The 26,235-nt window shown below is 67.1% G+C and carries 21 protein-coding genes and 1 tRNA gene; 8 read left to right on the top strand and 14 right to left on the bottom strand.

Features of this window, described 5'->3' with window-relative positions; genetic code table 11:
• Window positions 1–3: 3 nt before the first annotated feature.
• A complete protein-coding gene (locus F5972_RS25100; protein ID WP_150936474.1) occupies window positions 4–435 on the bottom strand; it encodes a PspC domain-containing protein in 432 nt (143 codons plus the stop codon).
• Window positions 436–521: 86 nt separating this feature from the next.
• On the opposite strand from F5972_RS25100, the gene F5972_RS25095 reads away from it, so the two are divergent.
• Window positions 522–1,679 (top strand): acyl-CoA dehydrogenase family protein, encoded by a 1,158-nt coding sequence (locus tag F5972_RS25095; RefSeq protein ID WP_150936472.1) that lies wholly within the window; start codon window positions 522–524, stop codon window positions 1,677–1,679.
• 122 nt (window positions 1,680–1,801) lie between these two features.
• A tRNA-Lys gene (locus F5972_RS25090) sits at window positions 1,802–1,876 on the top strand.
• A gap of 133 nt (window positions 1,877–2,009) precedes the next feature.
• On the opposite strand, the gene F5972_RS25085 is transcribed toward F5972_RS25090, so the two are convergent.
• Window positions 2,010–3,320 carry a PQQ-dependent sugar dehydrogenase gene (locus F5972_RS25085; protein ID WP_208759082.1) on the bottom strand — a complete coding sequence of 437 codons (1,311 nt, stop codon included), beginning with the start codon at window positions 3,318–3,320 and terminating at the stop codon, window positions 2,010–2,012.
• Between the two features lie 141 nt (window positions 3,321–3,461).
• The gene (locus F5972_RS25080; protein ID WP_111699110.1) at window positions 3,462–5,495 is read right to left on the bottom strand and encodes a ricin-type beta-trefoil lectin domain protein; all 2,034 of its coding nucleotides are present in this window, start codon (window positions 5,493–5,495) and stop codon (window positions 3,462–3,464) included.
• Between the two features lie 703 nt (window positions 5,496–6,198).
• Here F5972_RS25080 and F5972_RS25075 point away from each other — a divergent pair.
• Both F5972_RS25075 and F5972_RS25070 read left to right on the top strand, forming a co-directional pair.
• A complete protein-coding gene (locus F5972_RS25075; protein WP_208759081.1) occupies window positions 6,199–7,209 on the top strand; it encodes a LacI family DNA-binding transcriptional regulator in 1,011 nt (336 codons plus the stop codon).
• 527 nt (window positions 7,210–7,736) lie between these two features.
• Complete coding sequence (locus F5972_RS25070) at window positions 7,737–9,191, top strand: arabinofuranosidase catalytic domain-containing protein (protein WP_111699106.1); 1,455 nt, start codon at window positions 7,737–7,739, stop codon at window positions 9,189–9,191.
• Between the two features lie 209 nt (window positions 9,192–9,400).
• Here F5972_RS25070 and F5972_RS38950 read toward each other — a convergent pair whose 3' ends face one another.
• Window positions 9,401–9,529 carry a hypothetical protein gene (locus tag F5972_RS38950; RefSeq protein WP_263641862.1) on the bottom strand — a complete coding sequence of 43 codons (129 nt, stop codon included), beginning with the start codon at window positions 9,527–9,529 and terminating at the stop codon, window positions 9,401–9,403.
• A 302-nt stretch (window positions 9,530–9,831) separates the two neighbouring features.
• On the opposite strand from F5972_RS38950, the gene F5972_RS25065 reads away from it, so the two are divergent.
• Entirely contained in the window at window positions 9,832–12,696 is a 2,865-nt protein-coding gene (locus F5972_RS25065) for a PQQ-dependent sugar dehydrogenase (protein ID WP_138461671.1), read from the top strand.
• Between the two features lie 121 nt (window positions 12,697–12,817).
• The gene (locus F5972_RS25060) at window positions 12,818–14,416 is read left to right on the top strand and encodes a ThuA domain-containing protein (protein WP_138461670.1); all 1,599 of its coding nucleotides are present in this window, start codon (window positions 12,818–12,820) and stop codon (window positions 14,414–14,416) included.
• Window positions 14,417–15,102: 686 nt separating this feature from the next.
• Here F5972_RS25060 and F5972_RS25055 read toward each other — a convergent pair.
• The 8 genes from F5972_RS25055 to F5972_RS25020 all read right to left on the bottom strand — a co-directional run bounded on the left by F5972_RS25055 (window position 15,103) and on the right by F5972_RS25020 (window position 21,716).
• Window positions 15,103–15,618 (bottom strand): hypothetical protein, encoded by a 516-nt coding sequence (locus tag F5972_RS25055; protein ID WP_138461669.1) that lies wholly within the window; start codon window positions 15,616–15,618, stop codon window positions 15,103–15,105.
• 156 nt (window positions 15,619–15,774) lie between these two features.
• Window positions 15,775–16,473: a class I SAM-dependent methyltransferase gene (locus tag F5972_RS25050; protein WP_208759080.1), complete on the bottom strand. Its 699-nt coding sequence runs from the start codon at window positions 16,471–16,473 to the stop codon at window positions 15,775–15,777.
• Window positions 16,474–16,699: 226 nt separating this feature from the next.
• Window positions 16,700–18,316 carry a tyrosine-type recombinase/integrase gene (locus F5972_RS25045; RefSeq protein WP_138461668.1) on the bottom strand — a complete coding sequence of 539 codons (1,617 nt, stop codon included), beginning with the start codon at window positions 18,314–18,316 and terminating at the stop codon, window positions 16,700–16,702.
• On the bottom strand, window positions 18,313–18,540 hold the full coding sequence (locus F5972_RS25040; protein ID WP_208759079.1) for a MerR family transcriptional regulator: 228 nt from the start codon (window positions 18,538–18,540) through the stop codon (window positions 18,313–18,315). The genes F5972_RS25045 and F5972_RS25040 overlap by 4 nt, the downstream gene beginning before the upstream one ends.
• A gap of 241 nt (window positions 18,541–18,781) precedes the next feature.
• On the bottom strand, window positions 18,782–19,669 hold the full coding sequence (locus tag F5972_RS25035; protein WP_138461666.1) for a TRM11 family SAM-dependent methyltransferase: 888 nt from the start codon (window positions 19,667–19,669) through the stop codon (window positions 18,782–18,784).
• Window positions 19,669–20,373 carry a hypothetical protein gene (locus F5972_RS25030; protein ID WP_138461665.1) on the bottom strand — a complete coding sequence of 235 codons (705 nt, stop codon included), beginning with the start codon at window positions 20,371–20,373 and terminating at the stop codon, window positions 19,669–19,671. Before F5972_RS25030 ends, F5972_RS25035 begins: the two co-directional genes overlap by 1 nt.
• 549 nt (window positions 20,374–20,922) lie before the next feature.
• The gene (locus F5972_RS25025; RefSeq protein WP_138461664.1) at window positions 20,923–21,432 is read right to left on the bottom strand and encodes an ATP-binding protein; all 510 of its coding nucleotides are present in this window, start codon (window positions 21,430–21,432) and stop codon (window positions 20,923–20,925) included.
• Window positions 21,429–21,716, bottom strand: a complete 288-nt coding sequence (locus tag F5972_RS25020; RefSeq protein WP_138461663.1) for a hypothetical protein — start codon at window positions 21,714–21,716, stop codon at window positions 21,429–21,431. The genes F5972_RS25025 and F5972_RS25020 overlap by 4 nt, the downstream gene beginning before the upstream one ends.
• Window positions 21,717–21,996: 280 nt before the next feature.
• On the opposite strand from F5972_RS25020, the gene F5972_RS25015 reads away from it, so the two are divergent.
• Both F5972_RS25015 and F5972_RS25010 read left to right on the top strand, forming a co-directional pair.
• The gene (locus F5972_RS25015) at window positions 21,997–22,824 is read left to right on the top strand and encodes a helix-turn-helix domain-containing protein (protein WP_138461662.1); all 828 of its coding nucleotides are present in this window, start codon (window positions 21,997–21,999) and stop codon (window positions 22,822–22,824) included.
• Window positions 22,815–23,018, top strand: coding sequence for a DUF397 domain-containing protein (locus tag F5972_RS25010; protein WP_138461661.1), 204 nt, complete (start codon window positions 22,815–22,817; stop codon window positions 23,016–23,018). Before F5972_RS25015 ends, F5972_RS25010 begins: the two co-directional genes overlap by 10 nt.
• Before the next feature lie 244 nt (window positions 23,019–23,262).
• Here the strand turns inward: F5972_RS25010 and F5972_RS25005 are convergent, their stop codons facing one another.
• Together F5972_RS25005 and F5972_RS25000 are read right to left on the bottom strand one after the other, a co-directional pair.
• On the bottom strand, window positions 23,263–23,580 hold the full coding sequence (locus tag F5972_RS25005; RefSeq protein ID WP_138461660.1) for a hypothetical protein: 318 nt from the start codon (window positions 23,578–23,580) through the stop codon (window positions 23,263–23,265).
• A gap of 176 nt (window positions 23,581–23,756) precedes the next feature.
• The gene (locus F5972_RS25000) at window positions 23,757–26,075 is read right to left on the bottom strand and encodes a Hint domain-containing protein (RefSeq protein WP_138461659.1); all 2,319 of its coding nucleotides are present in this window, start codon (window positions 26,073–26,075) and stop codon (window positions 23,757–23,759) included.
• Between the last annotated feature and the right edge of the window lie 160 nt (window positions 26,076–26,235).

Raw genomic sequence — 26,235 nt, 5'->3', positions numbered from 1 at the left:
GGATCAGGCCTGCGGCGTGCCCTGGCCGCCCTGGTCCTGCGTGCCGTCGGTGGACGGCCGGCCGTACGGGTGCTGCTCGTAGCTCCCGGTGCCCGGGCCGGTGTAGGTGGGCTGGGACTGCTTCTGCTGCCAGCCCTGCTGGACGGTGTCCCACTTGGCCTTGGCGTCGTGCCAGACGTGGCCGTCCTTGTTCTTGTTGATGAGGTCCTGGACGATGGAGGTGGGCTTGCCCTCCTCGGGGAGCAGCAGCCACGCGACGGCGTAGATGCCGAAGCCGAGGCCGCCGAAGAAGCTCGCCACGGCGAGGGCGAGGCGCAGGATGTTGGCGTCGATGCCGGTGTACTCGGACACGCCCGAGCACACACCGGCGACGATCCTGCCGTTTCGAGTGCGGTGGAGCTGCTTGACCGAACCGTTGGTGTTCATCTCGTTCATGCCTCCACAATGCCTTTTGGGGGTGCGGGCGCACATCGGGATTCCCCCTGGCCCTACCCCGAAGCGGCCCCTATAGCCTGGCCGTCATGGACGACCTCCTGGACCTCGACGACCAGCTCGACCCCGAGCACCGCCTGATCAGGGACACCGTCGCAGACCTGGTGTCGGGCAAGGTCCTCCCCTACGTCGGCGAGTGGTTCGAGCGGGGCGTCTTCCCCGCCCGCGAGCTCGCCCCGGCCCTGGGGTCCCTGGGTCTGCTCGGGATGCACCTGGAGGGGTACGGCTGCGCCGGGCTCGACGCGGTCTCGTACGGCGTGGCCTGCCGGGAGCTGGAGGCGGGCGATTCAGGCCTGCGGTCGTTCGTGTCGGTGCAGGGGTCGCTGGCCATGTTCCCCATCTGGAAGTACGGCTCGGAGGAGCAGAAGGAGGAGTGGCTGCCCCGGCTGGCGTCCGGTGAGGCGATCGGCTGCTTCGGCCTCACCGAGCCCGACCACGGCTCCGACCCGGCCGGCATGCGTACGACGGCCAGGCGGGACCCGTCCGGCGACTGGATCCTGAACGGCGCCAAGATGTGGATCACCAACGGCTCGGTCGCCGACGTGGCGGTGGTCTGGGCCCGCACCGACGAGGGGATCCGCGGCTTCGTCGTCCCCACCTCGGCGCCCGGGTTCTCCGCCGCCGAGATCCACCGCAAGCTGTCGCTGCGCGCCTCGGTCACGTCCTCGCTCTACCTCGACGACGTACGGCTGCCCGCGTCCGCGGTGCTGCCGGAGGTGACGGGCCTGAAGGGCCCGCTGTCGTGCCTCACCGAGGCGAGGTACGGCATCCTGTGGGGCGTCGTCGGTGCGGGCCGGGCCTGCCTGGAGGCGGCCGTGGACTACGCGACCACCCGAGTGCAGTTCGGCAAGCCGATCGGCGGCTTCCAGCTCACCCAGGAGAAGCTCGCCTGGATGGCCGTCGCGCTCGGCCAGGCCGGGCTCACCGCCCTCCACCTGGGCCGCCTCAAGGACGCGGGCAAGCTGAAGCCGCACCAGGTGAGCTTCGGGAAGCTGGCCAACGTCAGGGCCGCCCTGGACATCGCCCGCGAGGCCCGTACGGTGCTCGGGGCCAACGGCGTCACCCTGGAGTATCCGGTCATCCGGCACATGACGAACCTGGAGTCCGTGCTCACGTACGAGGGCACCCAGGAGGTGCATCTGCTGACGCTCGGCAAGGCGCTCACCGGCCTCGACGCCTTCCGCTGAGCGGTGATGGGGCGATCGGGGACAATGACGTCGCCATGTACGCGGTACTGTCTGTACCCTGCATCTTGGGGAGTGTCCTGCCGGATCACACCGCGACGCGGGAGGCCGGAGGGCATGACCAAGGGGTGCTAGCTCAATGGCAGAGCTGCGGACTTTTAATCCGTCGGTTCAGGGTTCGAGTCCCTGGCGCCCCACCACTCCACACCCCACCTGACCTGGGATTTCTCGGTCAAGGTGTGCCTCGCGGCGAGTAGTTGATCTCGTTTGGTTGCTCGTTGTTCGCTCGCGGGCATGGACCGGGCACACGGTAGATCGTTCAGGCGCCCTTCGTCAGGCCGGACCCCACAGACGATCAACAGAAGACCACAACCGAAGACTCCCCAGTGCCCCAGCGTCAAGTGAGGGCATGCGGATGGCCAGAGATCGTCTCTCCGCACTCTGCCGAGTCGACAGGCATCCAGGACCGGCGGACGAAAACGTCACGACCGTGAGGCCAGGGCGTGAGCTTCCCCTCGTAGCGTGGAGACCGTGCAGCGTGTACTCGTTGTGGGGCAGGCCGGTGTTGCGGAAGGAGTTGTTCGCCGGACCGGCCGCGCAGTCGTACCTGCCCAGGGAGGGGCCGCTGGGGAAGGTGTACTCGGTGTAGGTCTCGGCGGCGGTGTTCGTGCCGGTGCAGTACGGCCAGCCGTAGTTGCCCGCCGCGGTGATCCGGTCGAACTCGACCTGGCCGCTCGGGCCCCGTCTGGAGCTGGTCACGCCCGCGTCCGGGCCGTAGTCGCCCAGGTAGACGACGCCGGTGGCCTTGTCGACGCTCATCCGGAACGGGTTGCGCAGGCCCATCGCGTAGATCTCCGGCCTGGTCCTCGCCGTGCCCGCCGGGAAGAGGTTGCCGCTCGGGATCGTGTACGTGCCGTCCGCCCGGGGCTTGATCCGCAGCAGCTTGCCGCGCAGGTCGTTGGTGTTGCCGGCGGTGCGCTGCGCGTCGTACTGGGGGTTGCGGCCGGTGCGCTCGTCGAGGGGGGCGTACCCGCTCGACTCGAACGGATTGCTGTCGTCGCCGGTCGTGAGGTAGAGGTTGCCCGCCGCGTCGAAGTCGATGTCGCCGCCCACGTGGCAGCACATCCCCCGGTCGTTGGGCACCTCCAGCACGACCTTCTCGCTCGCCAGGTCGAGCGTGTCGTCGGGCTTCAGGGTGAACCTCGACAGGTTCAGATGCCCCTTCCACTGGTCGAACTGCGCCTGGGTGCCGCTGCTCGGCGCGTCGCCGGTCGGAGTGCTGAGCCGGGGCGAGTAGTACAGCCAGACGTACCGGTTCGTCGCGAAGTCGGGATCGACCCCGACGCCCTGCAGACCCTCCTCGTCGTGGGTGTAGACGTTGAGTCTGGCGGCGACCTTCGTGGCGCCGGCGGCGTCGGTGACGCGCAGCGTGCCGTCGCGGGCGGTGTGCAGGACCGAACGGTTCGGCAGGACGGCCAGCGACATGGCCTCGCCGAGCTCCGCGCCGCCGGTGGCCAGGGCGATCTGCTGGTAGTCGGAGGCCGGGATGGTCAGCGCGCTCGCCGGAGGGGCGGTCAGCGCCAGCGCCCCGGGGACGACCAGCGCCGTCACGGTCAGCGCCGTCAGCCACGGATGTCGGGACATGGGAGTGCTCCTTCCTGACGTGAACAGTTCAGTCAGGGCAAGGCGCGCGCCGACGCGCTGTTGCCAGTACCGCTCTCCGGTCCCGGAGGGGTGCCGCCTCCGCCGGGATCCTCACCAGGCCTCCGCTGTCGCCGGCGCTGATTAGTTTTTGGCCCATTTCTGTGAGTTGCCCCCGTCGCAGTTGCGGAGGATGACCGCGGTGCCGTTGCCGGTGGCGTCGTTGTTCAGGTCGAGACAGAGCCCGCTGCCGCTGCCGCTGGTGATGGTGCCGTCGGCGTTGATGTTCCATTGCTGGTTGCTGCCGCCGGAACAGCTCCAGAGCTGCACCCTGGTCCCGTGTGTCGCGCCCGTGGGTTCGTCCAGGCATTTGCCGACGAGCAGCAACTGCCTGCCGGTGCGGGTGAACTGCTGGTTGACGAGGCTGTTGCAGTCCCAGATCTGCAGCAGGGTGCCGTTGGCGCTGGCGCCGTTCGGGCTGTCGATGCACCGGTTGGCGAACTGGCTGCGCAGTCGGATGGTCCCGGGCTGCGGTGTCGTGTCGCCGTCGAAGGTGATGCCCGAGACGTAGGCGTTGATGTTCCAGCTCGCGTCCGGATCGGTTCGGCTGGTGATCGGCTTCCCCTGGACGGTGAAGTTCTTGAAGTGCACGCCGGCGATGTTCACGGACGACGAACGCCCATGCAGGTTGATGACCTTCTTCACGTCCGAGGAGACGTTCGTGAAGTAGGCGTCCCGGATCGTCGAGGTGTTCTTCGCCGTTCTCCATGTCGGCGGACGGTCCTCGTTGAGGTCGATCAGGCTGTCGGTGTTCTCCACTCTGACGTCTTCCCACCTGGCGTTCGAGACGACGGCCGTGTCGTACGCGTCGATCACCATCGCGCGTCCCGCCCTCACCACATCGATGTCACGGAAAACGACGCCGTCCATCGAGGTTCCCTGGGTCTTGGTCCCGATCTTCGCGCAGGCCGAGTTGCTGTAGCAGACGACATGCTCGTGGACGATGTTCCTGGTGTTGATCAAGCTACCGTTGTCGAACTCGTTCTTGGTCGCCATGTTGTCGTCGCCCGTGTAGAGGAAGGCATTGGACAGCAGGCCGTTGGTCGGCTCGTCGAAATCCACCCCGTCGGTGTTGTTCCACGTCGTCGTGGTGGGCCGAACGTTGATCACCTTGTAGTTCTTCAGGGTGACCTTGTCGCTGCGGTAGATGAGCGTGTTCCAGTAGCTGGGGTCCCGGACGATGATGCCGTCGACCAGGATGTCGGAGCTCTGCTCGATTTTCAGCAGGTTCAGGTTGCTGCCCTGCGCCCGCAGGGACTTCCCGTTTCCGTCGATGACACCGCGGCCCAGCAGCTTCGCGTTGTGCACCTGGTACACCCGGACGGTCGCGTGCTGGGTGCCTTCGATGTTCACACCACCGCTGCCGGTGTTGAAGTCTCCCGGCCTGTTCGAGCCGTAGAGGATCGCGCCGGCCGCCAGATACAGGGTCATGTCGCTCTTCATCCAGAGCTCACCGACCTGATACCTGCCGGGCGGGACGTACAGGATGTTCTGGGTCGCTCCGGACGCGGCGTTGATCGCGTTCTGGATCTTGGAGGTGACGAGCGTCGCCCCCGTGTTGTCGACCCCGTAATCGGCCAGGTTCTTGACGTTGGCGTCCCCCAGCTGGGGCGGATTCGACTCGGGCGCGTCGATGAGAATGAACAGCAGTTCCTTGGAGTCGAACTGGACGATCAAGTAGTTGGGGCCGCTGTCGAAAGTGATCGTGTTGCCGCTTCTGGTGACCGCCAGCTTCCGGCTCTTCGGGCTGACGGTGTACGAGCTGAAGCTCTGAGCGACGGTGACCGAGAATGTGGCCGTGCCCGCCTCCGCCATCGAGCAGTGCGCGTAATGCACCTGCATCTCGGGGGCGAACTTGGTCATCTTCTCGACGAACAGCGGCGCGCCGTCCGCCGTCACGGTGTAGAGGGGGCTTGTCGTGGCGCCGGGGAGGGTGGGATCCGCGACGCAGCCGCCGGCTGCCTGACCGGCCGAGCTGCTCCCGGCCGCGCCGGTCGCCGCGGTCGCGCCGTACGCCGGCGCCACCAGGGCGTTCGTCCCGATGCCGCCGCCGAGGGCGAGGAGTAGCGCGATGGCTGCCAACTTCGCGAGTAACTTCGCAAGAGGTGTGATTCTCATGGGGGTCCGTCCTGTCGGAATCCCTTGCGGGGGCGGTACCAGCGGCAGTGATCGTGATGGTGGATACGCGGTGGGATCCCGAATCGCGCCGTGGCTAATCTTCGGTGGTGGGCGGAACAGTGGTGTAACGGGCTGCGGCTACCTGCCCCTATATGTGGGACGGAGACCGGCTGATTCCCGTACGACGAGCTGCATGGGTACGACTCTGCGGGAGCTGCCGGGCCGTTCGCGGTCGTTGAGGAGGTTGATCAGAAGTTCGTCACCGGCCCGGCGCATTGGTCCTTCGGCTGGCTGGCGATGATTATCGGAGGACTCACCATGTCCGCTCGGAGATATGGCGAGCAGGACACCGGCGACGGCGACGCCACCCATGATGGTGGAAGACACGCTACCGGCTTCGACCAGCTCAAGGGCCGGCCGTCCACAGGTCGTGGACCGTCGTCGCCATCGTCCGCGGATGCCTCTGACGTGGGAGGATGCGTGTCCCATTGCGGCTTGCCTCCTTGAGGGATGGCTAGGGAGATGCCGGAGAAAGAAACGCAACTGAAATCGGTTCCAAACATCGGCCGAGGTCCGCACAGTGTCAAGACCCAAAGTTTGAGGACTGTCCGCCAGGCGTTCAGCCATTGCTTGACAGGGAATGGAAATCGGTTCCAGAATCCGGTGTGGCATGCGGCGTGCTGGCGATACCGGAGGAACCGTCGTGACGGATGAACCTGTCGTGACGGTGACCATCAAGGATGTGGCGCGGCTGGCGGGTGTGTCACCCGCCTCGGTGTCCCGGGCGCTGGCTGATCCCGGCCAGGTGCGCCCCGGCACGCGTGAGCGCGTCCATCGGGCCGCGGCGGCCCTGGGCTACCACCCCAACCAGGCCGCGCACGCCCTGACCACGGGCCGGACCCGGATGATCGGGCTCGTGGTGCCCGACATCACCAACCCGATCTTCTCCACCATTTTCCAGGCCGTGCAAGGACGGGCACGGGAAGGCGGCTACTCCGTCCTGCTGGTCGACACCGGGGAAGACCCCGCAACCGAGGTCGACCTCGTGCGCACCCTGGCCAGGCAGGTTGACGGGTTCCTGCTGTGCTCGCCCCGCGCCGCCCAGGAGTACCTGGATCCCTTCCTACGGGCAACCGCGGTGGTCACGATCAACCATAGGGGCAGGCGGGTCCCCTGCGTCACCTCCGACAACGCCGACGGCGCCCGGCAGGTGGCCGAGCATCTCCTGGCCCTCGGCCACCGGCGGCTCGCCTACGTCGCCGGTCCCGCCGCCTCCTCCGACAACCGCGAACGGCTCCGCGGCCTGCGCGCCGCCGTCGCCGCCGCGGGCGCCGAGCTGACCGACTTCACCGCCGTGTCCCCCACCTACGACGGCGGCACCGCCGCGGCCGATCTGGTGCTCGCCACCTCGGCGACCGCTGTGATCGCCTTCAACGACGTCATCGCACTTGGACTGCTCAACCGTTTCACCGCCCGCGGCATAGGCGTTCCCCAGCAGATCAGCCTCGTCGGTTTCGACGACATCCCCTTCGCCGCCATGACCAACCCGCCGCTGACCAGCGTCGCCATCGCCAAGCAGCAGATCGGGCGGACCGCGGTCGACTTCTTGCTGGATCTACTCGACGGACGTCAGCGCCCTGGCGGGTCCCGGCTGATGCTGCCCACCCACCTCATCGTGCGCGGCTCGACCGGCCCATCGGTCCTGACCAGGTAGGAGTAGGTCGTGTTGGCCGTCTGCACGCCGTTGGTCCGGCCGGGCAGCTAGACGCCTGTGGTGCGGCCGAGCCCGTCGTAGGTGTCAATCCCCTGAAAGCGTGGAGACGGTCCTATGCCACAACGGCCCTCAGCAGGGCCGTTGATGCTTGCCTCTTCTCGATCATCTGACGCTCGAATGTGCGGGACTGGGTGGACTCCACTAATTGATCATCGATGCCGGCGGCAGTCTGGTGTGGCGGGCGACGCGCCACCACCCGGCGGACTCGGGATGAAAGTTTCACTAAATCTCATCGGAACGGCTCGACTCGTCAAGGTAAAGCCCAGGTGGCGGGCCGATGGCGACCGGGCTTCCTGAGAGATGTGATCCACGTACTTGACGGCGAGACCTTCATTGATTTGACTCCGCACTATCCCGTTCCCCGTCGAATCGATATCCCGACGCTCACTGATGTTAGCGCTAACACGCTCGCAAGGCCTGCCGCATCGGTGCCGTCCGGTCGTGATTCCTGATCGAGAGAAGAAGGCATGATGCTTTCAGGGTACCTGAGAAGGGCGCTCGCGGCCGGGGCGAGCGCGTTGCTCGCCACCGCCTGCCTGGTCGGCGGTGGTACAGCCCAGGCCGCGACGTCGCAGCCGTGTGACATCTACGCCGCAGGCGGGACGCCGTGTGTGGCGGCGCACAGCACCACCCGCGCCCTGTACGGCAACTACAACGGCCCGCTGTACCAGGTGCGGCGATCCTCGGACAACACCACCCGGGACATCGGGGTGCTGAGCCCGGGCGGGGTGGCCAACGCGGCCGCCCAGGACTCGTTCTGCGCCGGCACGAACTGTGTGATCACGATCATCTATGACCAGTCCGGCCGGAACAACCGGCTCACCCAGGCACCGCCCGGCTACTGGAAGGGTCCGGCCGCGGGCGGGTACGACAACCTCGCCGACGCGAAGGCGGCCCCGATCACCATCGGCGGCCAGAAGGCGTACGGCGTCCGGGTGGAGCCCGGCACCGGCTACCGCAACAACCACACCAACGGTGTGGCGACCGGCGACCAGCCTGAGGGCATCTACGCCGTCGTCGACGGCACGCACTACAACCAGTGGTGCTGCTTCGACTACGGCAACGCGCAGACGGATGGGATCGCCGACTCCCCCGCCATCATGGAGACCGTCTACTTCGGCGCCGACAAGCAGTGGGGCTACGGGGCCGGAGCCGGTCCCTGGATCATGGCCGACCTGGAGTGGGGACTGTTCTCCGGCGTGAACGCGGGCTACAACAACCTCGCCCCCATCAACCACCGTTTCGTCACGGCCATGGTGAAGGGCGAGCCGAATCACTGGGCGATCCGGGGCGGGGATGCGCAGTCGGGCGGCCTGACGAACTATTTCGACGGACGGCGCCCCAACGGCTACAACCCGATGAAGAAGGAAGGCGCCATCCTGCTCGGCATCGGCGGTGACAACAGCGTCTCCGGCCGCGGCACCTTCTTCGAGGGCGTGTTGACCTCCGGCTATCCGAGCGCCGCCACCGAGGACGCTGTACAGGCCAACATCGCCGCCGCCGGGTACGCGCCGGCCGGCGGCACCCCGCAGCAGGGCGTCGAGATCGTGGGCGGCCAGTCCGGCCGGTGCGTGGACGTTCCGAACTCCAGCACCGCCAACGGCACCCAGCTGCAGTTGTGGGACTGCTGGAGCGGCACCAACCAGCGGTTCACCTACACCTCGGGCAAGCAGTTGCAGGTGTACGGCAACAAGTGCCTGGACGCCTACGGGCAGGGCACCGCCAACGGCACCCAGGTGATCATCTGGGACTGCAACGGCCAGGCCAACCAGCAGTGGAACGTCAACTCCAACGGCACCATCACCGGCGTGCAGTCGGGCAAGTGCATGGAGGCGAGCAACTTCGGCACCGCCAACGGCACGAAGGTGCAGCTGTGGTCCTGCACCGGCACGACCAGCCAGAAGTGGACCCTGCGCAGCTGATGTCTGGCCTTCTGGTTCGGCGCATGAGGGCGATCGGATGAAACACCGGTGGGTGGAGGTTTAGACACCCGGGTGGGGCTACGGCTCCCCCTGACCGTGCTTCTGCCCACAAGGCGCGAAACGGTCGTAGCGCTGCCACTGAGGCCCTACAGTACGCCGCCCGACCGACAGTTTCCCCTTCCTCGGCCAGGCGGAGGGCGGAGCAGTGATCACCGGTTGTTGTCGCGGATTTGGTAGACGCGCGAGCGATGCAGGCCCAGGCACTCGGTGATGATCTCGGCCGACAAGCCGCCGGCGAGCATGCTGCGCAGGCGGCGCGGGGTGTCCTCGGCATCCAAGACCACGGCGGTGCCGTGGGCCGTTCAGTTCGCCACCTGAACCTCGGCCTGGACCACGTCGCTGGGAAGGTGCCAGCGGATGGCGAACCACTAACGAATCGACTCGCTGACCGGGAGGAAACCGCCAGAGTGACAGCGGATGGCACGCGTGTTAGAAACCGGGGATTCTAGCAGTGAACGCCATCGCTTCAGCCGAGGGAACCGGAGGCGGCACCCCTCCCGAGACCTCGTCCACCGGCAGCAGCGCGGCGGCGCGCGCCTTTGCCCGACTGCATGTCCCATGTCAGGAAGGAACCCCCCTTATGTCCCGACGTCCGTGGCCGGTGATGCTGGCCACGCTGGCGCTGCTGGCTCCTCTGCCGATGGCGCTCAATGTCCCGGCGGCGAATGCGCTGACGATCCCGGCCTCCGACTACCAGCAGGTCGCCCTCGCGACCGGTGGCGGGGAACTGGGTGAGGCGATGTCGCTGGCGGTGTTGCCGAACCGGTCGGTGCTGCACACCGCTCGTGACGGCACGCTGCGGATCACCGATGTCAACGGCACCACGAAGGTGGCCGCCAAGCTGAACGTCTACACCCACGACGAGGAGGGGTTGCAGGGGGTCGCGGTCGACCCGAACTTCGCGACCAACCGCTACGTCTGGCTGTACTACTCGCCGCGGCTGAGCACCCCGTCCGGCGACGCCCCCTCCAGCGGCTCCCAGTCGCAGTTCGACCAGTGGAAGGGGCATCTGAACCTTTCCCGCTTCACGCTCAAGTCCGACAACACGCTGGACCTGAGCAGTGAGAAGGTCGTGCTGGAGGTGCCGAACGACCGGGGCATGTGCTGCCACGTCGGCGGTGACATCGACTTCGACGCGGCCGGGAACCTCTACCTGACCACGGGCGACGACAGCAACCCGTTCGAGTCGGGCGGGTACTCGCCGCTGGACGAGCGCACGGACCGCAACCCGCAGTACGACGTGCAGCGCACGGCGGCCAACACCAACGACCTGCGGGGCAAGCTGCTGCGGATCAAGCCGCAGCCGGACGGGTCGTACACGATCCCGAGCGGGAACCTGTTCGCGCCGGGGACGGCGAAGACGCGGCCGGAGATCTACGCGATGGGGTTGCGCAACCCGTTCCGGATGAGTGTCGACAAGGCCACCGGGGTGGTCTACCTGGGCGACTACGGACCGGACGCGGGGTCGACCAACTCCAACCGCGGGCCGCAAGGGCAGGTGGAGTTCAACCGCATCACCAGCGCGGGGAACTTCGGGTGGCCGTACTGCACCGGGTCCAACAGCACGAACGAGACCTACAACGAGTGGAACTTCGCCACCAACAGCACCGGCCCCAAGTACAACTGCGCGGGCGGCCCGACCAACAACTCCTTCCGCAACACCGGGCTCACCACGCTCCCGGCGGCCAAGCCGGCCTGGATCCGGTACGGAGGGGACGCCGGTTCACCGCCGGAGTTCGGCGGCGGGTCCGAGTCGCCGATGGGCGGGCCGGTCTACCGGTACGACCCGAACCTCAACTCGTCGGTGAAGTTCCCCCAGGCGCTGGACGGGCGGTTCTTCGCGGGTGAGTACGGCCGCAAGTGGATCAAGGCGATCGAGGTCCGCTCCGACGGCGGGTACGGCGAGATCAGCGCGTTCCCCTGGTCGGGCACGCAGGTGATGGACATGGCCTTCGGCCCGGACGGGGCGCTGTACGTCCTGGACTACGGCACCGGGTCCAACAACCAGGCGCTGTACCGGGTCGAGTACATCGGCAAGGCCAACCGCAACCCGATCGCCAAAGCCAGCGCGGACAAGACCTCCGGCGCGGCGCCGCTGACGGTGAACTTCTCCTCCGCGGGCAGCTCCGACCCCGAGGGCGGCACGCTGAGCTACTCCTGGGCGTTCGGGGACGGGACCACCTCCACGTCGGCCAACCCGGCCAAGACCTACACCACCAACGGCACCTACACCGCGACGCTCACCGTCCGTGACCCGCAGGGGCTGACCGGCACGGCGAGTGTGACCGTGAACGTGGGCAACACCGCGCCGTCGGTGGCCCTCACTTCGCCGGTGGAGGGGCAGTTGTTCTCCTTCGGCGACACGGTGCCCTTCCAGGTCAGCGTGTCCGATCCGGAGGACGGGACGATCGACTGCTCGGAGGTGACGGTCACCTACTTCCTGGGACACGACAGCCACGCCCACCAGATCACCTCCAAGTCGGGGTGTTCCGGGTCGATCGCGGTGCCGGTCGACGGTGAGCACGACTCGGCGGCCAACATCTACGGGGTGCTGCAGGCGTCCTACACCGACAAGGGTGGCCTGACCACCACCGTCGTCCGGACGCTGCAGCCGCGGCACCGCCAGGCCGAGCACTTCGGCGCCCAGCAGGGCGTGCAGACGGCCGACCACACCACCGCCGAGGGCGGCAAGACCGTCGGCTACACCGACGACGGCGACTGGATCTCCTTCACCCCCTACAACGTCTCCAACGCCACGCGCATCACCGCGCGGGTGTCGTCCGGTGGCGTCGGCGGCCGGCTGGAGGTGCGGGCGGGCTCCGCGACCGGCACGCTGCTGGGCACGGTGAACGTGTCGCCCACCGGCGGCTGGGAGACCTTCACCGACGTCTCGGCGAACCTCAGCGGAGCGCCGGCCGGGACCACCACGCTGTATCTGGTGTTCCGCGGGGCGACCGGGCAGGGATACCTGTTCGACCTGGACGCCTTCACCCTCGACACCGGCACCCCCACCTCTCCGTCCGCTTCCCCATCCGCGTCGCCGACCCCGCCCACGGGGACCACCAGCGCGATCAAGGGCGTGCCGTCGGGCCGGTGCCTGGACGTCAAGGACGTGTCGCAGACCAACGGTGCGACGCTGCAGATCTGGGCATGCAGCGGCGGCAGCAACCAGAAGTGGACCTCCACCAGCGCGAGCGAGCTGCGCGTCTACGGCAACAAGTGCCTCGATGTGATCGGCGCCGGCACCGCCGACGGCACCGCGGTCGTCATCTGGGACTGCAACGGCCAGAACAACCAGAAGTGGCGCTTCAACTCCGACGGCACGATCACCGCGGTCGGGGCGAACAAGTGCCTGGACGTGTCCGCCTACGGCACCGCCAATGGCACCAAGGTCCAGATCTGGTCCTGCACCGGCCAGACCAACCAGAAGTGGACCCGCGTCTGAAGCTGTCCCGCAGACCACTCCCCACCATCCGACCGACCACCTGATGCGACGCCCGGCACGGCCCCGCCCTCGACCACGAGACAACGGGAACCGCGCCGGGCGCCGCGACGAAAGGACACCCATGCGGAAAGCCGCGAAGGTCTTACTGAGCGCGTCGGCGGCCGCCGCCGCGCTGGTCGCGAGCGTGTCGCTCCCGACCGCCGTCTACGCCGCCGACCCGGCTTACAAGGTGCTCGTGTTCTCCAAGACGGCCGCGTTCCGGCACGACTCCATCCCCGCCGGCGTCCAGGCTATCCGTGACCTGGGCGCCGCGAACAACTTCACCGTGGACGCCACGGAGGACGCGAACGCGTTCACGTCGGGCAACCTCGCGCAGTACAAGGCCGTGGTCTTCCTCAGCACCACCGGGGACGTCCTCAACGCCACCCAGCAGACCGCTTTCCAGTCGTACGTCGACGGGGGCGGCGGATACGTCGGCGTCCACTCCGCGGCCGACACCGAGTACGACTGGCCCTACTACGGGCAGCTGGTGGGCGCCTGGTTCAACAACCACCCGACGATCCAGCAGGCGACCGTCAGGACCGAGGACAGCACGCATCCGGCGACCGCGGGCCTCGCGGCGGCGTGGTCGCGGACCGACGAGTGGTACAACTACCGCACCAACCCGCGGTCCACGACCCACGTGCTGCAGACCCTTGACGAGACCAGCTACAGCGGCGGGAACATGGGCGACCACCCGATCACCTGGTGCCACCCACAGGCGTCCGGGCGGTCGTTCTACACGGGCATGGGTCACTCGATCCAGTCTTACTCCGAGCAGGGCCTCCGCAATCTGCTGCTCGGCGGCATCAGGTACGCCGCCGGCATGGTGCAGGCCGACTGCGCCCCGCCCGGCAACAGCAACGGCACGACGATCGAGGCCGAGTCCTACACCTCGCAGTCGGGAGTCCAGCAGACCACCCAGAGCACGGCCGGCGGCGGCAAAGCGGTCGGCTTCATCGAGAAGGGCGACTGGACGGGTTACTCCTCGGTGAGCACGGCGGGCGCGACCCGGTTCACCGCGCGCGTCTCCTCGGCCGGCTCGGGCGGCACCATTCAGATCCGCTCCGGCTCGCAGACGGGCACCCTGCTCGGCCAGGTCGCGGTCTCGTCCACCGGAAGCTGGGACACCTTCAGGACCGTGTCCGCGACCCTGAACGGCTCGGGGTCGGGGCCGCTCTTCCTGGCCTTCACCGGAGGATCCGGCTACCTGTTTAACGTGGACTCGTTCTCCCTCACTAAGTCCGGCTCCAGCCCGAGTCCGAGTCCCAGTCCGAGCGCCAGCCCCACGCCCAGCAGCCAAACGGTCGAGGGTGAGGCGTACACCGCGCAGTCGGGCCTGCAGCAGGCGAACCACTCCACCGCCAGCGGCGGCAGGACCGCCGGATACATCAACAACGGCGACTGGGCGGCGTACTCGCAGGTGAACACGCAGGGCGCGAAGACGTTCTCGGCGCGGGTGTCCTCCGGCGGCTCGGGCGGGACGATCCAGATCCGGTCCGGGTCGCAGAACGGGACGGTGCTCGGCCAGGTCGCGGTCTCGTCCACCGGAAGCTGGGACACCTTCACGACCGTCTCGACCGCCCTGACCGGCTCGGCGTCCGGTCCGCTGTACCTCGTCCTCACCGGTAACGGCACCGGCTACCTGTACGACCTCGACACCATCACCGTCACCCGATGACGGCAGCCCGGCGGCGAGACGTCCTCGCCGCCGGGCCGTCTCACGGCCGTCTCCGCTCCGACGGCCCGCCGGCCACCGGAACGGCGCCTGCTGCAGGGCGGGGATGACCGTCGTGGTGTGACGGCTGGGTAGCGCGACCATGGTCAGGTAGCGGGACTTGCGGTCGACCAGCGTCGCGACCTGGCTGTTCTTGGCTCGCATCCACGGCCCGGGCCCAGCTCGATGTCCCCCCGCATGCTCGCGACCGGTTTCGTTTACTCGTACGACCTTCGTGTCAGGTATCTGGGGGCCCGATGGCTAGGGTCAGTTACTGAGGGCCGTGAGCCACGATGGAGCTGTGCGGAGGCAACTCCATGTGGCAGTCCCAGCACGTCACTGTTAGCTCGGACCGCGCGAACGGCTGGCCGGAGACCCCGTTGGCCCCGTCGATCCTGTAGTACCCGCACGTGGGGCATGGGTGCGGCGTGAAGGAGTAACCGCATCTTTCACAGAGCCAATGCTCGGACGCCGCCCTGGCCCAGCTGCGCCTGGACAGTTTCGACGTCCGGGAGGACAACGCGGCCCGGCTGTCGCCGTTCGTCCGCCAGATAAGAACCTGCTGGGTCGCTACTCCTTCTCGCTCCCCGAACTGCCCGGAGGCTGTGCCCTCTGCGCGAGCCCAACACTCGTGGCAAGCAAACACCGGCTCACCCGGTGGCCTGGTGGCGGCCGCGCCAGCGCAGCGTCGCGGCGTAGGCGAGTCCCGCGCCGATGAGGATGGCCAGCAGCAGCGCCTCACCGACGGTGTGGATGAGGTAGCGAGGCAGATTCCTGGCGAGGATCCACCGGGCGTCGACGGCGGAGTAGACCAGCTGGGCAATGCCGATGGCCGCCACCCAGCGCACCCGAGGGGTGGCGGCCGCGGTGAGGTACGCGACCGAGGCCGGCCAGATCCACCCGGCCGGCGACCAGGAAACCAGGTGATAGGCGAAGACCGCGGCAACCGACAGCACCAGCACGACCATCGGCCAGCGGCGCCGGAAGAGCACCAGCGCGCCGAGGACCAGCGCGAAAGGAATCGTGGCCGGCCAGGGGGAGGGCACCCCCGTGGCGAGAGCGGCGGCGACGAACACCACCACGGTGCAAGCGGCAAGCGCGAGATCGACGAGCGTGCCGAAGTGACGAACATAAGCAGGCGCGCGCAGCGGCAGCGAATCGGTCATACGACCACCTCCCGGGGGAATGCCAACGGCAGCCGCCACCCTAGGCACCCGCATCGCAGCGGCAGGATCCCTTTACCAACAGGAGGACAAACCAAGGGCCTTTCCTGCCGAGGCCGGGCGGAGATGAGGATTGCCTTCGACGATCCGCGCGGATCTTCACAGGGCGTCAGACCGGCACCGCACGCACCCACCCGCGGTCGCCGTCCAGGAACACCCAGACATCCTCAAGCCCGCCGCGCGCAGCGACACGGCCAGAAAGTCGTCATCCAGACGCTTACTGAGGAACGTGTGCGTCCAATGCCGGTCACCAACGGTGTACTCCATGGTGGCCAGAAGGAGACCGGGCTCGGGCCTGCCGACCTCCGTCATGCGAACGACATGGCCGTCACCAGCCTCACGTTCGAACGGCTGGACCGTGTCGTACCACTCGGGAGGCTTGCGTTGCAGGATCACGCACCCGCCCTCTGCGACGTGGCTGCGGCAGGTGCGCAGAAACGCCTGGCGGAGCTCGTCATCGGCCGTGTCGACCACGAACGACATCAGCAGAACGACGTCGAACGTCCGGTCGAGGGCCAGCGACTGGATCGTGGAGCAGACCCTCTCGGCGCCCTTCACGTGCGCGAGCATCTCAGGCGATTCGTCGACGGCGACCACAGCATGGCCGAGGGCCAGCAGAGGATGAGTGATCCGTCCCGTGCCCGCGCCGAGCTCCAGAATGGCCGCACCCTCGGGGATCGCCGCGTGGATGAGCTCCGGCTCGCCGCGGGGCGCGAGCAGGGCGTAGTAGTCCACTGCGCAGCCGTCCGGAGTGATCGGCCCTGGGCCGGTGCCGTGATCGAGCTTTCTGGAGGTCATGATCCCCATCATGCGACACGATCAGCGATTGGATTCGCCAAGCGAGGCATTGGACTCGTTCTCCACAACCGCTGCCCTAGCGTCGGCTCCCCACCAAACGTGTCCGAAGTGCTCCGAGTCTCATGGAGGAGCTACTCATCGCCGAGATTCCGGTCGCGGACCTGCGGCATTCGACGCAGATCCGCGACCGGAATCAAGCGAGCCTCTCCGACTCGGCCGCAGCGAGTCAGCTTGAGCGTTCACCGGCCCCGCTGGGCACGCTGGCCAGCCGCCGCCTCCTGGCTGTTCCTGAACCCTTGGCGCTCGGCGGGACGTTGATGAGCGCGGCGGTGGATTCGGCGGCGGCTTTGGCCACCTCGGGGAAGACGGTGGTGTAGGTGTCGCGGGTGAAGGTGGAGGAGACGTGGCCGAGTGTCTCCTGGACGATTTTCAGCTCGACGCCGGCGGCGAGCATCAGGGAGGCGGCGCCGTGCCGGAGGTCGTGCAGCCGAAGCGGCGGCAGGTCCGCCTCGTAGCACATCCAGTAGAACTGGTCGGTGACGTGCTGCGGGTGCAGCGGCCTGCCGTACTCGTCGGTGAAGACGAATCCGCTGTCGGTCCAGTCCTCGCCCGCTTTGAGGCGTTCCTTCGCCTGTCGCCTGCGATGCTCTTTCAGGATCTCGAGTGTTTCGGCGTCGAGGGCGATGACGCGGTCGCTGGCGTCGGTCTTCGGCTTGCCCTGCACCGGGGTCCAGCCGAGCTGGGTGATCTGCCAGTTCACCGCGATCGTCCCGGAGGTGAAGCTCACCTCCGGCCAGCGCAGCCCGACGGCCTCGCCCCGGCGTAGCCCGCGCAACGCGATCAGCCGGTACAGCGCGTACAGGCGGTGGCGGCGCGCGTAGGCCAGGAACGCCGAGGTCTGTTCCGGTGTCCACACCATGACCGGTGACGGCCGGGCCGTGCCGAGGTAGACCTGGATCACGTCCACGCTGCGCCCGGCCCGGCGCTCGTCTTCTGCGGCCCGGTTGGCGGCGTGGTCGGCCCTCCAGCGGGCGACGCGCTCCTCGGTCCACACCAGCCCCTTAGGCTGGCTGGCCGCGGGAAGTTCAACCACGGCGGCAGGATTGAAGTCGATCAGCCGATCCTGCTTGATCGCCACATTCAGCGCATGGCGGAGGGTGGCGCGGATGCGGTGCATCGTCGCGGGTCCGACCGGCCGCCGGTACTTCACCTTCGCCCGCTCCTGCGGGTTCCCACTCGCGTAGGCGCTGGTGATGACATCGTTGAACTCCTCGATCGCGTCGAACATGCCGCTGACGTCGGAGACCCGCAGCCGGTCCAGGCGGATGTCGCCGAGGTAGGGGACGACGTAGAGCCGGATGTGCGTCTCGTACGACCGCCGGGTGGTCGGATCGATCTTCTTCTTCCGCTTGAGGAACTCGGCCATCCACTCGGCGACCGTGACCACCCGGTCGAGGTCCTGGTGGGTGCGGACCTTGCGTCTCACCTCCTCGATCGACGGCAGCGCCCGGGTGTCCTTCAGGACCGACAGCATCAGCTTGCAGATCTTCCGCCGAGTGTGCGGGTCGGCGTCCAGGGCAAGCAGGCCGCGGGCGTGGTCGAGTTCGGCCTCGGCATCCTCCAGGGTCGCGAACCCCTGACGCCGCAGCGGGCTACGCCGTCGCCCGTCGGCGTGCGGGGGCAGCTCAAGCTGGTAGGCCCACGTGCCGTGGGTGGAACTCCACCGCTCGCCCCCGCCGCCGGAGCGGCGCAGCTTCGGGCACTTCTTCCCGAGTTGCTTGCCCGTGGCCGCGTCGCGGCAGCCGCAGGTTTTGTAGGTGGTGCCGTTCGCCACGTTGGTCACCCTTCCTCAGTGTCGGGACGGCGTGTGCCGTCGTCGTGGTAGCCGAGCAACGCCCACACCTCCCGCGTCGGCACCAGATAGCTACGTCCGATGCGCAGCACCCGGCAGGGGAACTCGCCGTTCTTGGCCAACTGGTAGGCCTTGGTCCGTCCAAACCCCAGCAGCCGCCCCGCGGTGACCACATCGATCACCGCCGGGAGGTCTCCCAGGTCAGCCGCCCGCATCGGGGACGTCATCGCCCGCCCCCGCACGGGCGCGGGCAGGCCGCCGAAGCGGCGTGGCGTGGTGTCGTTGCCGTGGCCCGGCCGACCCGCCGCCCCCTGCCCCGCCGCCGCTGTACGCGGACGTCGTTGGCCGTGGGGAGACCGGTCGGCCGTGGCCGCCGGTATCGACGCCCACCTCGGCGGTGTGTGTCAAGCAATATCCGCTGGTCACAAGCCCCGCGTCGCCGGACCGGTCCCGTTCTCACCGGTGCCCCCGATCGTCAGACCGCCCGGGGTCGGCGGACTCAGTGAGCGGCTTGTGGAAGATCAGTAGGTCCTCGTGAGCGAGCGCATGGATCGGCACCCCGCGCTCCCAGGCCTTGCGTGCCTCGTGAAGCTGGAAGAACGACGCCCGATTGATCACACGGCCGTCGTCGATCCCGCACAGCAGACACACGATCCGATCGGTGAAGACCAGCCCGATCTGCTCAGCCACCCGGAGAACCCGGCCGGGCAGATCGACCAGCTCGCCCCGCACCCGGTACGGCCTCACGGTGATCGCGACCACGCCACCCGGTCGGAGAAGGGTCGTGGCAGCGGCCAGGATCTGAGCGAAGCCCTCCAGCAGGACCGGCAGGCGCTGATGGGCGAGATTGGCCCGGTCGCAGGAGTAGTGGTGGTTCCACTTGCGGATCCCCGGCTCCCCAGTGTCACGGGTGGAACGAATATGCCCATGCGTGTAGGACCCGTACGGCGGGGAGGTGAGCATCAGCGCCGCCGTACCCGCCAGACCGGGCAGGAGGCGGGAGGCGTTCCGGGAGTCGCCGATCACAACCTGGGCCGCTCCGGGGGCACCGTTCCATCGGGCATGAGCGACATTCTCGGCCGCGCGCTTGGCCCACTGCCCCTCGTACTCGATGCCGGCCGCGTGCCGGCCCTGGTGGATCGCCTCTACCAAGGTGGTGCCGATCCCGCACATCGGATCGACCACCAGCTCACCCGGCTCGGTGTAGGTGGCGATCACCTGGGCGGCGATGGCGGGCAGCATCTTGCCCGGATGCTTCATCGACTCGGGCAGGTAGCGGTCTCGCCGCTGAGTCCGTGAGGGCTGCTGCCCCGTCACCCACACCGATCCGACCGGCTCACGCATCACGAGTGCTCCTCTCCACCCGGGCAGGAGCCGGCGGACGCCGAAGATCTGAGGGGTTTGCTGAAGATCAGCACATCCGCGTGCGCCCGTAGCGCCATGGGCACATGCGGCGAGACAGCCTGCGTTCTCCTGGCGGCGATGTGCGCCGGGAGCAGGGACAAGACGATCTGGCGTCGCCGGATCGGGCCGTGTACCGCGACGATGTGCTGCAGGTAAACCAGCCCCGCCCGCTGCGCCTCCCCGATAAGGCCAGGCATCGGGTCGCGCGGGCGCCCCTCGATCAGGTGCATACCGGTGACGACCACCAGGTGGCCGCCGGGGGCCAACAGAGCAGCAGACTCGATCAGCGGGCTCTCGCCGGGAGACCCGTCGATCGAGGTCGTGTTCGGCTCCGCCTCGCAGGTCCGCCGGACGACGACAAGGGCTGCTTCACCGCGCCGGTAGGCCAGCGCCGTGTAGGCGGCCTCTGCTCGGGCGACCCGCACCTCGACCTTGTGCCGGTCGGCTATGTCGCGGCCGGAGATCGCCCGCGTCCAGATGACACCCGCCACAGCGTGGTCGACGACCACGGCCGAGACTCGGCGGCCGAAGACCACCGCGTTGACCACCACCATGTGATCGGCGGGGTGAACGTCGACGACCAGATCGCCGGCTCGACTGCAGGTGGTGATGAGTTGGCGAGCCAGCCGCCCGGTGATCGGCATGCAGCAGCCATTAGCGCAGGCGGCGGGCGACTGGCCCTCCGGAGCGGTCAGCCAAACGCTGAGCGGCAGATGCCGTACCGGCGAGAAGCGCTCCGAGGAGCTGCCGGACGATTCCGTACTGGAGTGCGGGGCTGTTGTCACGATGGCGTGGCCCGGTCACCCCGGCCACCTGATCCCTGTCGCTTAACCAAATACCTGCCGCCCGAGCCGCGTTGGGACAGCCCCAGGTGAAGGCGCCCACCGGGTGGAGCCTGGTCGGCGTCAGGACATCAAGGCGAGGCCGAGAAGGGCGCGACGGTACGGGTAATACGGGGGCTTGCCCGTACCGTCGCGCTGGGCCTGCCGCGCGTCAGACCGCGCGCGAGCAGGCCATATGCGGCCCTGCTATGGGGGAAAGCAGAGACCGCGACCGCGCCGCCGTAGCTGGGGGTGCACAGGACGGCGCGGAGCTTCACCGGGTCGTCTCATGAGGCGTCTGCCGGATCGGTGGCAGTCGTCAATCAGGAGGAACGCTCAGCGGACCATCCCAACCATGACCACCGGCTGTCATCAGCTGGTAGTAGCGTCCACGCTTGAGACGGCATGCGCCGTCGCCGGGCTGCCGCCAATCCGAAACCAGACCACGTTCCCAACCTCGTCGTCGTGGTGGAACCCCCAGGCGTCTGCCATCGCGTTCACCATCCACAGGCCCCGGCCTCCGGCATCCTCCTCCGACAGATCCCGGACGACGGGGACGCTCGTCGCGGAGCCGTCATCGATCACCTCACAGTGGGCGATGCCGCCGCCGGTGGCCAGAACCACGGTGACGAGGCCATCCGGGTTACGCCCCGAGTCCGAATGGACAATGGAGTTGGTGATCAGCTCGCTGAGTAACAGCACGGCATCGTCGGCGAGTTCCTCTGCCACCTCTGCAGCCAGCAGACGCCTCGCCCAAGCGCGGGCGTCACCAACGGACGCTGCCCGGCCGGGCAACTGTATCCACCCCAAAAGGCGCAGTTCCCTCGCGATCGCAACCTGATCGCGGAAACGGGCCTCGTGGAGTTCCTGACGCCCAATCACGCGATCACCGCCGGCAGGATTCGCTCAGCTGAACTCGCATCAAGTGCCCACACACATTCATCGCGCCGCCAGAATCGCGACCACCAGGGATTCCAAATGAATGCCCAGCCATGCGCGCGACGAATTACCCGAATGCGAACAGGTCGCCTAACGCCCCACGCGATGTCCAGCAGCGGGGGCTCACCGCGGGCCATCATCACGGAGGTAGCGATCCCGAGATGCCGCAAGTCCCATGCCAGGCGAACCAGGTGAATGAATTGCTGCTCCCGCTCGTTGGTTTCCATATCGGACCTCTCCAATGCCATCGCGGCTCAAGACCAGAGACGTCGAACCACCTGCTCATCGGGCCACCATGTGATCACCAGCCCGCCTTCCGAGTATGCAGTTGCCACCAGTCCTGACACAGGATCGGCGTACGCCTAGAGTGCCCGCACCTAGCGGGAATTCGAAGCCGGAATTGCATACCAGCGAAAACCAGATGATGACATCAGCGGTCTAGGCTGGTTGGTTAGCGGCATGACCGCTACATTATGAGGCGGCTCCACCGCTCCTTGGAGGGATGAAATGACCCACGAGCCGACCCCCGACTCCACGGGTCCACGGGCGCGTTTCGGTGCCGAGATGCGGCGTCTACGAGAGGCGGCCCAACTGTCACAAGCCGCAGTGGCCTCGCGGCTGGGCTGCACGCAAACCCAGGTGAGCCGCCTGGAGATGGCGAAGCGAACGCCGTCGAAATCGGACGCGAAGAAGCTGGACCAAATCTTTGGACTGAGCGATAGGCAATACTTTGTTAGCCTGTACCGCCGGATCGCCTCGCACCCGGGAGGACCCGGCTGGTTCCTGGGCTGGGTAGAAGAGATCGAGCCTTCAGCAGCGGTGCTTCGCTCCTGGGATCCTCTTCTCATCCCAGGCCTGCTGCAGACGGAGCCCTACGCGCGAGAGCTGTTCCGCCGGGAACCCCGAATCGCCGATGACGAGGTTGAAGCACGCGTCCATGCCCGTTTGCAGCGCCGGCAGATCCTCGACAGAGATGACCCACCCATGGTCTTGGTCCTCTTCGATGCCAGCGTGCTACGGCGTCAGGTGGGCGACCGCGAGGTGATGCGCGACCAACTCAGCTACCTCCTTGAGGTCGCCACCCATCCCGCCATATCCATCCAGGTCGTCGACCCCCGGTGTCTTCCCGGTCTGGCGGGCGCTTTCATGATCGCAGAGCTGCCGAACGGGGAGCCGGAGACGATTCATGCGGACTCCCCCGCAGAGGGGCAGGTCTCATCGGATCCGAACCTCGTGACCTCCATCCGAAACCGGTATGAAGCGATACGGCTGTGGGCCTATCCTGAGCACGAGTCACTCAGAATGATCGAGGAAGTGAAGCAAGAATGGACCTGAGCGCCGCCGTCTGGCGGAAGTCGTCGCGCTCTTCAGGGAACGGCGGGCAGTGCGTGGAAGTCGCTGCCAATCTACCTGGTGTGATTGCGGTCCGCGACAGCAAGAACCCAAGTGGCCCTAAACTGCTCTTTACTCCCGAAGAATGGGAAGCCTTCATCAGCGGTGTCAAAGACGGAGAGTTCGACCAGGCTTGATGGGCAATTTCTGCTCACGAAGTACGACAGCCACGCTATGCCTCTTCAGGGAAGAGCCCTTCAACCTCGCCCGGCAACAATTGACTGCAGCTCTGTCACGGGCTTCGAAAGGCGCAACATGAGCCGTTTCACGAGAACGGCAGCCTCGCGCGTCCAGTCCACCTTGAGCTGAAGGACGGACCTGAGGCGCGGTGTCTCGGGCGCAGGCGACGGCCTCGAGACCCGTGATGTCACTGACGTCGTTCTATTCGAAGAATTCCGGGGAAAGCCAGAACGAATTCAACATAGTCCCACTCAGGCCGAGATGAACGTCATCGGCAATCTCCACCAATTCCTCTGGTAGTTGCCGATCCCGCACTACTCGAACCAAGCCGGAACTCTCGTCGAACAGCACCTCCCAGTCTGATCGCGCGATCGATACAGAGATACCTTCCTCAAGTGGCGGGTCGTCCAGCTCCACTTTCACTCTGCCACTCGCGGATCTCGGCAGTTTCAAATCTGCCCGCCGCCACGACTCCTTCGGTAGATAACCCCACACGTAGAGGGCGAAACCGGTGTCCACTGCAACCTCCAACTGAAGGGTGTCAGCAACGAGACTCGTACTCCCTCCCTCACCCACCAACCCAGCCAGGTCGTCCAAGTTACGCAGTTGGAAGGTGAACCCTCGGTCCGACTCGGAGTAGCGGAGCGTGCCCGCTAGCGGGTTCGCCGCTTCAGCTGTAAATTTGTGCGCCATTTCTACCTGACGAAGTTGAAGTGGAGGATCGTATTAGTGTTGGTGTCAACCACCAATTCCCACGTACCCGAGCGCCCATTGAGGGCACCTGGAGTATCCCATCTAACCGCCCCGGCAACTCCTCCCGGGTCCAGCCTCGGCGTGCTTCCTTCCATGATTTCACGAACCACTAGGGTGGAATTCATGTATGGCCGCGCCGACCTACCCTTCTTGGTGATGTCATCGAAGTGCTTCGCCACCGTCTGAGTCATTTTCAGGTCGTCTGCACTGATTTTAGATGCCAGCACAACTGGATCACACGGACCAGAATTGTGTACCAATACCGGCGTCTCACCCGCGAGCACATAGTACGTGTGCAGGTCGTTGACGGTGACGTCGTGTGTGCGTTGCTGGCCCTGCTGGTCGCGAACCTGGGTCACGGCCGCACTGGCGCCGTTCGGGGTGCGTAGTTCGTCGCCGACCCGGAGGTCACCGGCGTTCTTCCACCGCTGCTCGTCCGCAAGCCAGAACGAGTGGTTGTCAGTGGCCGTGACGGTGGCGGGTCCTTGGTCGGTGGTGATGGTGAGCCGGGTGAAGTCTTTGTCGTCTTCGGTGGTGAAGGTATTGGTCACTGGCTGCGTGGCGGTGATGCGCTGTACCTGTGGGTCACTGGCGGCGACCCGGTCTCCGATACGTATGTTCTCGATGGCCCGGGTGCTGCCGTCCGCGAGCAGCACTTTGGTGCCGGACGGGAAGCTGTGCGGCTTGGCGCAGGTCGCAGCGTCCCGTTCCGACTTCGCCTGATTTGCGAGCTTCTCCGCTTCGACTTTGGCCAGCGCGCGGGCGTCGATCAGGGTGTTGGCGCGGAGTGGAATGGAGTAGCGGACGGTGCAGCCGCAAGCCTGGGCCTGGGCCTCGGCCTGCGCCTTGATATGGGCCGCGACCGTGGAGTAGAGCGGCCCGGCCCCTGGGTTGGAGCACGTCAGAGTGCCCGAGACGTTGGTGCCTCTAACTGGGAAGGTGCGCTGTGGGCTGGTGCACTGGCCAGCGGACTTGCCGTCGATGGAGAAGGTCGCGCTCATCACGGCGGTGACCTCGCCCTGGGTGACGCGTTCCTTCCGGGCGATGGAGGAGACGTTGCCGGTGAAGTTCTGGGTGGCGGTGCAGCCTGACGAGCCGCAGTTCATTTCGCCCGCGCCGTCGAGGGTGAAGGTGATGCCGTGGTCGGTCGCGTCCTTGAGCTGGTTGGCGTACTCCACGAGGGTGTCGAACATCTTGTCGACGGCGTCGCCGAGGATCGGGGTCAGGTCCATTCCCTCGCCGTCGCCGGACGCCAGCGGACCGGTGGTCACCCTGCTGGGAGTCGTCGGCGCCTCCCCCTTCTCAAGCTGGTCCCTCATGGCGGAGAGCTCTTCGAGAGCGTCGTATGCCTGCAGCCGCAGCACCTGGTGCGGCTTCTCCTTCGTCACTAGGAGGCGACCGGCCGAGGTATCGATGCCGAGCGCGGGCGTTCCGTTCACGCTCAGCGGCTGCTGCCCAGACGTGCTCGACGTCTTCGACTTGTTGGCTGGCTGCGGTGACTTCTCCAGGTCGACCAGGGCCTTTTTCAGCACGGCCGCCAGCTTCGACGGGGGGATGGTGCGGGCCAGCGCCTCGTCCACGAGCTCGGAGCCGTCGTCCAGCCCCACCATCCACTCGCTGGGCGGCGCCTTCTCGCCCGCCGCCACGTCCTCCCTCGGGGCGGGGTCGACCTGCCACCGCATGAACGTCTTGCCGCCGATGCGTAGCACGTCCTGGCCGTAGTCGTTCCGCCGCCCGGAGTACGTGGTGCCGAACTGGCTGCCGCTGGCGGTGACGGTGATCTCGTTCTCGGTGATGCCGAAAGCCGAGGTGTCCTTGTAGCGCAGGCCAGGGGCAACGGCAAGGGCGTCAACGGCTTCCCGGAACGGCTGGAGGTTTCGCTGAGCAACCTTCGCCTGGTCAGAGTCGGAGAACGAGGACGTCAGCGACAAGAGCCCGGCTACCAGCGTCACGACGACGAAACCGGCCACGCCGACGAGCACCGCTCGTTGGCGTCCGGTCAGAACCTGGATCCGCGCTATCCAGGGACCGCTGGCGGGCGGGCCGGCAGGCACTGGAGGCTGGGTGAGGGCCGCGGGCGTGGTCGTCCCGTCCGGGCTGGCGGCGGACGTCGGCGAGGGATTCGGCAGGGGTGGCGGGGCAGCGAGGGATGGTGGCGTGTCGGAGATTGAGGGGGCTTCCGGTGCCGGCGGCGCGCTCGGCTCGTCTGCCGCGGGGCCGCGCGTGAGTGGCTGTTCGCCGCTGGGGTTCGGTTCCGTCATGACTCCCTCTCCTTGTCCATGACGCGTCTTCACGTGAGCTGAAGATGGACCGCCGTGACGGCCGGATCCGGGGGTGCTGGCCTCAACTGCCTGGGTGGGTCAGGAGAACGCGGAACTAGTATTGGTGAGTTGCGCCTCTGTTGACCAAGGTTTGTGGAAT

Source organism: Microbispora cellulosiformans (assembly GCF_008728085.1).
GTDB classification, from domain to species: Bacteria; Actinomycetota; Actinomycetes; order Streptosporangiales; family Streptosporangiaceae; genus Microbispora; species Microbispora amethystogenes.
The sequence above is the reverse complement of the archived record's forward strand: the minus strand, read 5'-3'. Positions and strand labels throughout refer to the sequence as shown.